At 35.7% G+C, this 12,540-nt stretch carries 14 protein-coding genes and 1 pseudogene; 11 read left to right on the forward strand and 4 right to left on the reverse strand.

Annotation, left to right across the window (positions count from 1 at the left end):
• Positions 1-1,180: MATE family efflux transporter (locus VIK44_RS01820; protein ID WP_331552138.1), on the reverse strand; the 1,180-nt coding region annotated here is incomplete at its 3' end.
• An 80-nt stretch (positions 1,181-1,260) separates the two neighbouring features.
• Here VIK44_RS01820 and VIK44_RS01825 point away from each other — a divergent pair.
• From VIK44_RS01825 to VIK44_RS01860, 8 genes and pseudogenes are all read left to right on the forward strand, one after another.
• Positions 1,261-2,085 (forward strand): MerR family transcriptional regulator, encoded by an 825-nt coding sequence (locus VIK44_RS01825; RefSeq protein ID WP_331552139.1) that lies wholly within the window; start codon positions 1,261-1,263, stop codon positions 2,083-2,085.
• A gap of 396 nt (positions 2,086-2,481) precedes the next feature.
• Positions 2,482-2,640: a hypothetical protein gene (locus VIK44_RS01830; protein WP_331552141.1), complete on the forward strand. Its 159-nt coding sequence runs from the start codon at positions 2,482-2,484 to the stop codon at positions 2,638-2,640.
• 130 nt (positions 2,641-2,770) lie between these two features.
• On the forward strand, positions 2,771-4,075 hold the full coding sequence (locus tag VIK44_RS01835) for a DEAD/DEAH box helicase (protein WP_331552142.1): 1,305 nt from the start codon (positions 2,771-2,773) through the stop codon (positions 4,073-4,075).
• A gap of 176 nt (positions 4,076-4,251) precedes the next feature.
• Positions 4,252-4,389, forward strand: coding sequence for a hypothetical protein (locus tag VIK44_RS01840; protein ID WP_331552143.1), 138 nt, complete (start codon positions 4,252-4,254; stop codon positions 4,387-4,389).
• Positions 4,390-4,623: 234 nt separating this feature from the next.
• A complete protein-coding gene (locus VIK44_RS01845; protein WP_331552144.1) occupies positions 4,624-5,106 on the forward strand; it encodes a DUF134 domain-containing protein in 483 nt (160 codons plus the stop codon).
• Between the two features lie 157 nt (positions 5,107-5,263).
• A pseudogene (locus VIK44_RS01850) lies at positions 5,264-5,371 on the forward strand (phospholipid methyltransferase); the annotation flags it as partial.
• Positions 5,372-5,634: 263 nt separating this feature from the next.
• A complete protein-coding gene (locus VIK44_RS01855; RefSeq protein WP_331552145.1) occupies positions 5,635-6,474 on the forward strand; it encodes a DUF1002 domain-containing protein in 840 nt (279 codons plus the stop codon).
• A 308-nt stretch (positions 6,475-6,782) separates the two neighbouring features.
• Complete coding sequence (locus tag VIK44_RS01860) at positions 6,783-7,874, forward strand: HD-GYP domain-containing protein (RefSeq protein WP_331552146.1); 1,092 nt, start codon at positions 6,783-6,785, stop codon at positions 7,872-7,874.
• 109 nt (positions 7,875-7,983) lie between these two features.
• Here VIK44_RS01860 and VIK44_RS01865 read toward each other — a convergent pair whose 3' ends face one another.
• Together VIK44_RS01865 and VIK44_RS01870 are read right to left on the reverse strand one after the other, a co-directional pair.
• A complete protein-coding gene (locus VIK44_RS01865; RefSeq protein WP_331552147.1) occupies positions 7,984-8,586 on the reverse strand; it encodes a hypothetical protein in 603 nt (200 codons plus the stop codon).
• 243 nt (positions 8,587-8,829) lie between these two features.
• Positions 8,830-9,510, reverse strand: a complete 681-nt coding sequence (locus tag VIK44_RS01870; protein WP_331552148.1) for a GTP pyrophosphokinase family protein — start codon at positions 9,508-9,510, stop codon at positions 8,830-8,832.
• 342 nt (positions 9,511-9,852) lie between these two features.
• Between VIK44_RS01870 and VIK44_RS01875 the strand changes: the two genes are divergently transcribed.
• A complete protein-coding gene (locus VIK44_RS01875; RefSeq protein ID WP_331552149.1) occupies positions 9,853-10,338 on the forward strand; it encodes a methyl-accepting chemotaxis protein in 486 nt (161 codons plus the stop codon).
• 126 nt (positions 10,339-10,464) lie between these two features.
• Here the strand turns inward: VIK44_RS01875 and VIK44_RS01880 are convergent, their stop codons facing one another.
• Positions 10,465-10,665, reverse strand: coding sequence for a hypothetical protein (locus VIK44_RS01880; protein WP_331552150.1), 201 nt, complete (start codon positions 10,663-10,665; stop codon positions 10,465-10,467).
• Positions 10,666-10,862: 197 nt separating this feature from the next.
• On the opposite strand from VIK44_RS01880, the gene hgcA reads away from it, so the two are divergent.
• Positions 10,863-11,996 (forward strand): mercury methylation corrinoid protein HgcA, encoded by a 1,134-nt coding sequence (gene hgcA, locus VIK44_RS01885; RefSeq protein ID WP_349256770.1) that lies wholly within the window; start codon positions 10,863-10,865, stop codon positions 11,994-11,996.
• A gap of 10 nt (positions 11,997-12,006) precedes the next feature.
• Positions 12,007-12,309 carry a mercury methylation ferredoxin HgcB gene (gene hgcB, locus VIK44_RS01890; RefSeq protein WP_331552152.1) on the forward strand — a complete coding sequence of 101 codons (303 nt, stop codon included), beginning with the start codon at positions 12,007-12,009 and terminating at the stop codon, positions 12,307-12,309.
• Positions 12,310-12,540: the final 231 nt, after the last annotated feature.

Consider the following 12,540-nt stretch of genomic DNA (forward strand, 5'->3'; position numbering starts at 1 on the left):
AGGTTCTGGCAAAGGATATCTGAGCGGAAGCTTTTCCATTTGAAAGTGCGGTGAAAAGGGAAGAAGTGAAAATATTGATCCCTGCAAATAAGTAACTGATTGAAAACAGCAAATAACCATGATAAGTGATAAGGTAAGACTCTGAACCTTTAGGTAAAAATATAGAAACAACCGGTCCCGCCATCAAAAAAGCCAATACAATCATCAGGATAGAAAAAACAACGATGGTCTGCATACATATTTTAAAAATGCTTTGAAGCTGTTTTACATTTTTACTGCCATGGTTGTAGCTGATGATTGGAGCCACACCGTTTGAAAAGCCGAGAAAAATTGAGGTGAATATAAACTGAGTGTATAAAACAACCGTTACCGCAGCAACTCCGCTTTCTCCGGCAAAATGCATCATCGTTAAATTCATCAGCCATGCGATCATGCTGCCGGCAAGATTGCTGACCATTTCAGAAGAACCATTAATACAACTTTTAAAGATCACGTTAAGATCAACAGTATGTTTTACAAAATACAAATTGGTTCTGGGCTTTGCAAAATAAAATAAAGCGAAAAAAGGGGTAATTAAATAGCCTGTAGCCGTTGCCCATGCAGCCCCTGAAATTCCCATATTCAACACGACGATAAAGGCATAATCTAAAAAACCATTGAGCAGTCCTGAAATCAGTATCAAACATAGTCCGATTTTTGGCTTTCCTGCGGTAACAAATAAAGTGCCGAACATCACCTGTAAAAGTGCTGCAGGCAAAAAAGGCAACAAGACGGACAGGAAGTCTCTGCAGTATGGCAGTAAGCGTTCGCTTGCACCCAGGAATACCATGATGGGGTCAATAAATAGCAGGGAAATGCCGGAAAACACAAGCCCCAGCAATAAAGCAAATATGGAAATCCGAGTGAAATTCTGTACGGCATCCCGATGTTTCCCTTGCCCCAGGAGATTGCTGATCAGTGCACTTCCACCGGTGCCGAGCATGACGCCCATTCCGATAGTCACTCCAATGAGGGGATAGACAATATTGATTGCTGATAAGGCATCGGAACCAACAAAGCGGGCCACAAAAAAACCGTCAACCATGGTATACAAAGACATAAAAATCATCAAAATAGTTGTGGGAAAAGCAAAACGAAGCAATGATTTCCATGTAAAATGTTGCGAAATTGAATTATTCATAGGATCCCCCTTGTAAAAGCTGCTACAATGAATATAATAAACTATGGGGTTACCCAATAGTCAATAGGAGATTAATAAAAATGAATGAAGAAACCAAAACATATTTCAGTACCGGGGATTTTGCCAAACTTTGCGGCGTGAAAAAAGACACTTTGTTTCATTATGACCAAATTGGTATTTTAAAGCCGGAGCTGATCAGGGAGAATGGGTATCGCTGTTATTCCATAAACCAATTATTCACATTCGACATTATTTCAGTGTTAAAAGAATGTGGCACTCCATTAAAAGACATTAAAGATTATATTGAACATCAGGATACAGATCGATTTTTAGCGATCTTAAAATCCAAAAAAGAACAGCTGGCAAAGGAACAGAAAAAGATTCAGAGAATGCAAACCCTGTTGGAAAATACGATAATCCTTACAAACCGAGCCCTTGGCACAAAATGCGGGACACCGTGGTTCGAAGACTGCATTGAAGAATACCTTATTGCGGTTCCCATATCCCATTCAACTGATCGTCTTGACAATGAGCGCATTAATAAGCTTCGATTGCTTTTAGATTATCTGGCTGACAATAATTTGGGAGACGAGTATCCCTTAAGCTCAATTATTCTTAAAGAACATCTAAATGAAAACCACTTCATCGAGGATTATTATTGCAGTCGGCTGTCAGAAAGGGTTGACAGTAAATACATATTTATCAAGCCCAAGGGTAAGTACGCAATCATCACCCATAAAGGATCCTATGAAACCATCACGGATTCTTATAATAAGCTAATCGATTATATCAAAATGAATAAGGAGCAGATTATTGGTAATTCATATGAACACGAACTACTTAATTATCTGGCGGTGGGGGATCCAAATCAGTTTATTATTGAGATCGCCATTCAAATTGCATAATTGCAGGCAATGCTTTAACATTCGATTGAAATAAAATAAGGGTATTAAGTATTTAAACGGCGGAATCACATAAGTTGAAGTTATCGCCTACATTCTTTGAATTCATACATTTTGATTTCCGTTTCCTTGATATTTAATGTATTTCATGTTATACTTAATTAGTCAGACAGCTGACTTAATTAGATGATTTAATGCATTGAATGTATGGGCTTTTTAGACTAATAAGCACTATATGGTTATTGATATGAAAAATAATAACTGATAAAAATGCCTAAATGTTATAATTTAGGCATTTTTATCAGTTATAAAGTATTATCTTTAGTTTCTAATGATTATTTTCAAGCAATAGTAATCGTTCCGAATGATTCGCTGAGAAAAAACAAGGGAGTGAAATTTATGTCAACGAAGAATATTGAAGGAATGAAAAAAATAATTGAAGAGAAAAAAAAGCTAAGTGCACAACAAGGTGCCAATGATGAAAAACCTAATCAAAGAAAAGTTAACAAGCATAAAGCTTTTAAAACCACAAAACGAGGCGGATTTTTTGATAAATAAACGGACACAATAGTCTTATCTGTAAAGAACGCATTGCATGCGTTCTTTATTTTTGCTATTCGATTACACTACTAATTAAACGCTGGATGCTGCACCAATCACATTAAATAAAATTAAAAGGAGATCCATATTGTTATTTGAAAATTTAAATATTATTGAGCCCATTCAGAGGGCTTTAAAAACTGAAGGATACACGAAAGCTACCCCTATACAGGTAAAGGCCATTCCTCCACTGCTTGAGGGAATGGATTTATTAGGGTGTGCGCAAACAGGTACCGGAAAGACGGCGGCTTTTGCCATACCGATTTTACAGGGGCTTTCATCTGAACAAAAAAACTTAAAGGAAAAAAGACCGATAAAAGCATTGATACTGGCTCCAACCAGAGAGCTTGCGATTCAAATCGGAGATAGCTTTAAAGCTTATGGTAAACATTTAAATATCAGAACCCTCATGATCTTTGGCGGAGTACCCCAACGTCCTCAGACGAATTCACTGGCTAGGGGAATTGATATTCTTGTGGCAACTCCGGGTAGATTACTTGATTTAATTAATCAAAAATATATTCACTTGAATCAAATCAAGTATTTTGTGCTGGATGAATCAGATCTTATGCTTGACATGGGAATGTTTCAGGACGTGAAAAAGATCATTAAACATATTCCAGCGGTAAGACAAACCATGTTTTTTTCAGCGACTATGCCTACTGAAATTGCAAAACTTTCAGGATCTATACTAAAAAACCCGGTAAAAATAGAAATAACCCCGGTATCATCACCGGTTGAAATCATAGAACAAACAATTTATCATGTGAATAAAAGCAATAAGATAAACTTATTGGTTCATTTATTGAAAAATAAATCCATCGCTTCGGCATTAGTATTTTCAAGAACAAAGCATGGAGCCGATAAAATTGTGAAAGCTTTAGAAAAAGCCGGACTTAAAGCGCAGGCGATTCATGGAAATAAATCCCAGAAGGCAAGACAGTTAGCTTTAAACAATTTTAAAGAAAAGAAAACAAGAATATTAGTTGCAACAGATATTGCCGCCCGTGGCATCGATGTCGATGAATTATCCCATGTTATTAATTTCAATTTACCGGAAGTGCCGGAAACCTATGTTCATAGAATCGGTCGTACCGGTCGAGCTGGTCATGGCGGAACTGCAATTTCTTTTTGCGATCAGGAAGAAAAGCCTCTGCTCCGGGAAATTCAAAAACTAATAGCAAAAGCCGTACCTGTTGTTACCGTTCATCCTTTCCCGCTGGTAGAAATGCCGCTTGAATTAGTAGTGCCGCCACGAAGGAATTCAGCACCCAAAACATCATCACCTAATCATAAAAGAGGTAATGGAACAGGTGCTTCCAAGAATAATGTGGGAAAAAAGGAAAGAGATCGCTACTATTCTAAAAATAAGAGAAAAGAAAATTCTAACTGAACCAGATAAATATTTAATATCGAAAGAAGTGACGAATGTGCGCTTTTTTCGATAATTTAATCAGTCTGTTTTGCAGGGGTATATCATCCTTAAACGTGTATATGCTTTATAAAAAAGACTGGGCATAAACGCCATAAAGGGTTATAATTATAACTATAAATGATAGGAGGAATATCATGGGAGATAAAAGTCCAAGGAAAAAAGAAACAAAGAAGAAAAAGGCCGCTAAGAAGTCAACAACTGTTACAATATCATCTTCAGTAGCTCCAGAAAACAAGCCAAATAACTATAGTGACACCGAGAAAAAGGATTAATTCCATTATAATGGAAAATTACACCGATTTTTGTGAAAGAGTATTTAAAATTATATAGAGATAGAACACAACAAAAGGCACTTTTTATTAAGTGCCTTTTGTTATATTCTGATGATATTGTCAATATCAAATATTATTGACAATAATTAATTTAAATTTCTTTCAGAATAGCTTGCAATAGTAATTTAAATAGTATATTATTGAAATGAGCATATGCCCAATTAAGGAGGACTCATGCCTAGAAAACGTTGTTGTGGTCTAATAAGTGAATATCCGGTCTGTCATAAATTCATATCAGAAAAAAACGAGAATCATGCAGTGATGATATTAGGAATTGAAGAAATGGAAGCAATCCGGCTGAAAGACATGATCGGTTATGATCAGGAAGTTTGTGGGAAGGAAATGGGATTGTCTCGAACCACTTTTCAAAGAATCCTGATTGCTGCACGCAAGAAAATAGCAACGGCATTGGTAGAGGGTCATTCAATCGAAATTAGAGGAGGACATTTTCAGATGAAAAACAGAGTATTTGAGTGTGTAGATTGTGGAGAAACTTGGGAAGTTGAACCATGTACTGAAGGTGGAAAACATGGGTATGAGATTGCTTGTCCAAAGTGCGGGAGCATGAAAAAGATAAAGCTTGACCAGGAAGTCAGACATGTTTGCGGTGGATCCGGTGATCATAAAGATGGCGGCGGATGCTGCGGAGGTCACTAGGAATAAAACAAATTGGTTTCCATGCCAACTTAAAGTCATTAGCAGTAGAGCGCAATAGCATTTGATGGAGTATGATATATAGCAGCATTAAAACAGAAGGAGTTCTGTTTTAATGCTGTTTTTTTATCCATGTATATATTATAATTTTTTCTAATGTTTTCAAATTTCAGCGCATTGGATTATTCTTTCAGAAGAAAGATGGTGTATTAAGGAATTTGGAGAAGTGTATATCAAATATATGAATAAAGTGAGACGTTATATTTAAATAGTGCCATGACGATAATATAGCAAAGAATTATAAAAAATAAAATTAAAGGAGATGCCTTAAATGGCAAGAGTGATTTATTTTGAATTTGCTGCAGAAGATACTGTAAGTGAAATAGATTTTACTGTAGGCTGGAATGGTAAATCTTTTAAATTTAAGCAAAAAACTAGATTTAATTGATATTATTATAAAAGTGCTTTTTTTTATTTATGAGCATTCAACTTAAATAAAAGTTCGAAATACAGAATCTTAAGAGGTGAAAAATGAAAAAGAAATTATTAATGAGTTTATTAGCACTTGTTTTACTGACAACCATGATAACACCTGTATTGGCAGATTCAAAAAGTGCAGCTGTCGCCATCGGTGCCGATAATACTGAAGAACAATTAAAAACCGTCTATGGATTCTTTAACATCAAACGAGGCGATGTGGAAGAAACTGTGGTAACCAATGCCGATGAGCGTCAATATTTAGAAGGACTTGTTTCTCTGGATAAAATCGGGAGTGTTGCTTTATCCAGTGTGTATGTTCAGGAAAAAGACACAGGTGGCATTGATTTAAAAACCAATAATATTGACTGGGTAACCGATGAAATGTATGAATCAGCACTGGTTACTGCAGGCATTACAAATGCCAAGGTCATTGTTGCAGCTTATACTCCTGTTTCAGGTACCGGAGCTTTAACAGGAATTTACAAAGCCTATGAAACTGCAACAGGAACCACATTAGATGAAGCAGCTAAATCCACTGCTGTTGATGAAGTCGTTGTTACAGGAGAACTGAAGGATGCCGTTGGGGATGATGGTGTTAAGATTATTACCAGCCTTAAAGGTGAACTTGCTCAAACAAAAAACATGTCAGATGATGAAATCCGCCAACTGATTGTTGACACGGCAAAGAAGTATGATACCGTATTGGATGATCAGCAGATTGAAGAAATTTTAGCTTTAGTTAATCGATTTAATGAATTAAATATTGATCCGGATACATTTATAAAATTAGCCCAGGCAAGCCAGGGATCTCAAGGGTTTTTTGATCAATTTCAAAGTCTTTTCCAGGACTTCGGAAACTTCTTTAGTAATCTGATTTCAGGAAACAAATAAATCTAAAAATAATTGAAATGAAAAGTACAAAAGTCTGTATGATCGCATTTGATCATACAGACTTTTCTCTGTTTAGGAGTTTAATGGCATTATCAAATAAATTCAAAGTTGATTAATCAGAATGGTTACATTCTGATTGCAAAATATTGTTGACATTAATCAGGGTAAACGATATCATTATACTTTAAATAGAACCACTAATGATGATTAAAAGAACCTGTATAATTGAACATCGTATGATTTTTAAAAATAGTTAATCAAATATATGACTTCAACTTTATGAATTAATTAATTGGGAGGATTGCCTCATGAGATTTGTACCAATATTTTGCCTGCGAAATGGAATGATTTGCGGAGATAGTCTTTATGGTGAACGCGGAGAGCTGGTACTTGCCAGGAACACGGTTCTCACTGCTGATCTTATATTAAGCATCCGCAAACTCAACTATAATGGAATTTACGTAGTAGATGATATCTCAAAAGATATTCCGATTGTAAATACAATAAATGATCGAGTGAGGGCTCAGACTGTCAATGGCCTTAAAGATATCTTCATCTGTAATGATAAGAACCTTCCGGTTTCGCAGGAGAAGTTCACTGATATGGAGAATCATATTGAGACAATCGTTGATGAGATTCTAAAAAATAAAAACATGATGGTCAACATGGTAGATTTAAAAGTTTTTGACGATTACACTTATTATCATTCCGTAAATGTTGCGGTTTTATCTATTGTTCTTGGAACTGCTTTAGGCCTTGATAAAACGGAGTTATGTAATTTGGGCTTTGGAGCTTTATTGCATGATATTGGTAAAGTCTTTATTGATAAAGATATACTAAACAAGAGAGGTCCTCTTACGGATGATGAGTTCAAGCAGATGAAGAAACATCCTTCATTAGGGTATGACTATTTAATAAAAGAATTTGGTGGCAGTCTGTCTTCACAATTGGGTATTCTTGATCATCATGAAAAATTCAGAGGCGATGGGTATCCAAATGATATTAAAGGTGAAGATATCTCGTTGTTTGGGAGAATCATTTCAATTGCAGATGTTTATGATGCATTAGCATCCGATCGTCCTTATCGAAAGGCTCTCATTCCATCAGAAGCAATTGAATATATTATGGGTGCTACCTATACATTTTTTGATCCGGAACTTGTTAAGGTATTCATTACAAAAATAGCACCCTATCCTGTTGGAACGTGCGTTAAGCTCAGTAACGGTTTAATTGGAATAGTCACTGAGAACTTTGAGAGCTACTGCCTGAGACCAAATGTACGCGTATTCCAGGATGGAGACTTCAAAGTGACCCCATTTGAAATCAGATTGGCGGATCATAAATCTCTGAATATAACCGTTATCGATTTTGCAGAAGACTTTTCGAATTCAGACGCATAGCCTGGTCTTTTCATCATCTGAAACTTGTGTATCCTAAGGAAATGCTCATTGAAAAAGAAAACAAGGAATAGCATAATAAAAGCATCCTGAAAAGGATGCTTTTATTATGCTATTCGTTTTCCCAGGCATCAAAACCTGCGATAACCTTGTCATAGGTTTGTTGAGAGATTTCAGGAAGTTCTCCCCCAAAAGCTTCTTTTGCTTTTTCAAAACCTTCCAGAAAGCCATTGCGAAGGTTTTCAATTTTAGTTTTATCGCCACCGGATAAGGTCTTTGCAAAATCCAGAATTCTTTCAGATGTTTTATTTGCACCCCAATAGCCATCTTCAGAAATGGCATCCTGAGCAGCTTTTTGTGTATCAGAATCGACTGTAACAGTAATGTTAACTTCTTTTCCTTCACTCAAAGCTTTCATGATTTTATTCACAGAATGACCTTGTTTCTCAATCATCACTCGAACCATTTTTTTAAATGTTTCATTATGATTGGCAAAATCCTGTTTGATTTCACTCAGCTTTTTTCCGTCAATTGTGTAGGCTCCGATATCATTTTGTTTGGCATTTCCAAGCTCAATGGTATCCAACCGTGGTTGTGATGCCTTAATTTCCGAAACCTCTTTAGAACCCTCTGTTTCCACAGCAATTGGTGATAAACCTTTTGACTGGTAACCTTTGGCAACGACGTTGTTAAGATCAATTGGATTTGTACTCATCAGATTTCCTCCTTACTCAATACATAACACAATTATAAAAGTTTTCTTATATCCTTGTTTATAATATCGACAGGACTAACATAAATCTTTAGGAAATATCACTAATTCTTCTCAGAAGATAATCAGCAAGCCCAACAGTCATTGTTTCAACCATTTAGGTTTCGTCATAGAAATAAAAAATAAACACCTCAAGGAAAAACTGAGTTTGTATTTAATCCGGTGATGCCATAAACGAGGAAACGGTTAAACCGGGCATTCAACGTTCAGACATGCCTCTGATTTAATTTCCTTGTGAATCATCTGCATTTCATCATCCAGGTGGGTAATGGATTCCGCACAGCTTTTAAGACGATCCCGGAGGTTCTGGGATATTTCGTTATGCGCCTTGTATTTAAGCTGATGTTCAAGGGTGGCCCAGAAATTCATGGCGATGGTTCGAATTTGAATTTCCACAGGAACGGATTCTGTTCTTTCCGCTAGAAAAATGGGAATCAGAACGATCAGGTGCAGACTGCGGTACCCATTTTCTTTAGGATGGGTAATGTAATCATGTTTGCGAACCAGAGTGATATCATCATGTCGGAGTAAGAGGTTAGTAATGTGGTTGATATCATCTAGATAATTGCAGATCACTCGCACTCCGGCGATATCCGTTAAATTATTGCGAATGGAATCCACGTTGATTTCCAATCCCTTTTTTTGCATTTTTTCAACAATGCTTTTGGGAGATTTTAATCGGTATTCCATATGATTGATTGGATTATGGTCGTATTTGGCTTCGAATTCTTCATCGAGAATCTCAAATTTTGTTTTAATTTCTTTAATGGCAGCTCGATATACCTGCTGCTGGATAACAAATTCTTTTAAATGCTCATTGATTTCCGGATTTTCGGAAAAAGATATCTCTGTTGAATTGATTTGCATGGTTCCATGTCATTTTTTCATCCTTTTAGATAAAAAATGCCTTTCTATTATGATGTAAGATCTTGCCAAAATGTTATTGTATTCCTTAAACCTTAGATATATGTTAAGAACACGGATTTTGACATAAATTCAGTGAACAGAAAACTGAAAACTGTTTTAAGGAAATGGACGTAGGTATTTCGTCAAAACAGTTTTTCAGCAAGCGGTTTTTTTTTCTTCGGCTTCAATTTGGATACAATACATATTATGAGTGATAAACAAACACGTGTGTGTTACAATAATAAATATATAAAATTAATTATTATTGAAAACGATTTAAATAAATTTTTGGAGGAATATTAAATGGCAAAACAATCGGACTATTCTGTTGATGAACTTATCGATTTGAATGTATCACAAATAGACTCTCTTATCAAAACATCAAATGAACTCTTAGAATCTTCTGCTATTTCAAAAAATAAGGTTAAAGAAACCGATTCAATATTAAAATTCATTCGAGATGTTGCAACTCAAACAAATCTTTTAGGATTAAATGCAGCCATTGAAGCCACACGTGCCGGAGAATTTGGACTCGGGTTTAATGTGGTTGCCGATGAAGTTAGAAAATTAGCAGTTATGAGTGTGGATTCAGCCAAAAAAATCGAAAATATACTTGACAGCATTGTTGAAAGCATGAATAGTGTAGAAGCTCAGGCAGTTAAATCTTTCAAAATCATTGAGGAGCATCAAAAGGCAATGATTGATATCAATGAAAAATTAAGTTCATTGAACGAAATATCAGCTGATTTAAAGATTGAAATTGCTGATCTTAAAAGGAATACTAATTAAAATAGCCAGTAAATGTTATTAGGTGTGTTTTATTCGCCCCAAAAAGAAGCAAAGATAAACCGGATGAAGCGGTAATCACTCAATAAGGGGTTAAAAAATATTACGATCATTAATTTTAAAGAACTTTTAACAGGTTTGTTTCATTATTAAAGCCGTGATATCCTCTTTCAAGAGGTCCATGGTATTCGCTCTTATAATCGGTGCCAAATTGGAAGGGGAAATATCACCTCTTTTAATTTGGACGTTGTATTTTCGATTAACCTCTTCAACCATTTTTTTTATTTCAGTATTCTCAGTATCTGAAAAAAGCGTATAACGACCACACATATTCTTCTCCTTTGCATTGATGTTTTTTAATTGAGTTTGGTAAAGCTTCAACTATTTTTAATTTTATCATAATATTTTAAAAAAAATCTGCTATAAAATTCGAAATGCACCATGGAGGTGGGCAAATGAGTAATCAGAATTGCTGCGATTCAGGTAATAAAGAATCGCAAACAGACGAAATAGACAAAGAGACAAAAATTGGAGGGTGCTGCGAGGCAAATGTTTTGGCTTATTCAAGTGAAGGAACATCTGGATGTCGTGGCGGCAGTGCAAAACCGTCATCAGTGCCATTGACTAATTATGATAAAAATGACCATTGGGTTGTTGGTAATATAAAGACATTTTCTGGAATCGTACCACAAATTACACCAAAATTGATTTTTAGTGACACATTAGGTTCATGGAAAGTCCGATTGAGCATTAATCGAATGAACTACAAAATAAATCCTGGCATCTATGCGATTGGCGTTCCTGATAATGATTCGCCCGTATTAGTAACCGCCAACTATAAATTGAGCTTTGATGCATTAAGAAAAGAGCTTACAGATTTAAATGCATGGATTTTGGTCCTTGATACAAAAGGTATTAATGTGTGGTGTGCTGCCGGTAAAGGGACATTTGGTACAAAAGAACTGATATCCCGAATTGCTAAAACAAAACTTTATGAGATTGTATCCCACCGAAGATTAATCCTTCCACAACTGGGAGCACCGGGGATCAGTGCTCATGAGGTTTCGAAAAATACCGGATTTAAAGTAACCTATGGACCCGTCAGGGCGAAGGACATAAAAGCGTTTATACATTCTGGGAATAAAGCGACTGATCAAATGCGTAAGGTTCGCTTTAATACCTATAACCGGTTGGTTTTAACGCCAATTGAATTGGTGGGAACATTTAAGTTATCTTTGATGATTTTTGGTAGTTTGTTTTTGTTGAACCTTATTGCGGTAACACCTTTTGGGGTCGTTGATTTTTATGCCTATGCAGGTGCCATAATAATAGGTTGTGTTTTAACTCCTTTGCTGCTTCCTTTAATACCAGGGAGATCTTTTGCATGGAAAGGATGGCTTTTAGGCTTCATTTGGGCATTGAGTGTGAATGTGCTTAACGGATGGCCACAGGATCCTTCATATAGTTGGGTAAGAGCATTAGGGTATTTATTGATTTTACCTTCAATATCATCCTATTATGCAATGAACTTTACCGGATCATCAACCTATACATCCTTATCCGGGGTTCTTAAGGAAATGAAAATAGCGGTTCCTGGGATTTTTATCTCAATAGGCATTGGGATCATCCTGATTTTAGTTAACAGCTTTATAACGGTTTAAAAGGAGAAATATGAAGAATCAATATTTAAAAAATGTGGTTACTTTAAAACTTGATTTGGATCAATGCACGGGTTGTGGAAGGTGTATTGAAGTTTGTCCTCATCAGGTGTTTGAGCTAAAAAATGGTAAAAGTATAATAATCGACAAAGACAGTTGTATGGAATGTGGTGCATGTGCAAAAAATTGTTCCTTTAATGCCATTCAAGTAGAGCCAGGGGTAGGTTGTGCATTAGCTATTATTAAAGGGTGGATGACTGGATCTGAACCAAATTGCGATTGTGGTGAAAAAACCGGTACCGAGGGTTGTTGTTAAACAATTTGCGAAACTGCTTGCAATTTATTGTATTGTATTGTATCGTATTCTTAAGGCGGCATCTTAGCGAGCTGCACTGTTGTAATTTAAATAAAAAAATAAAACTAAAAACCTGCTTTGATCCTTTGGACAGAGACTGAATAATCAAAACCATATTTATTTAATATAAATAGGTCTTTTGCTTAGGTCCAATTCAAAGCAGAAGTCCTTTTTTATTTGTCAAAATATCTT

This window comes from Acetobacterium sp. (assembly GCF_036508315.1).
Taxonomy (GTDB): Bacteria; Bacillota; Clostridia; order Eubacteriales; family Eubacteriaceae; genus Acetobacterium.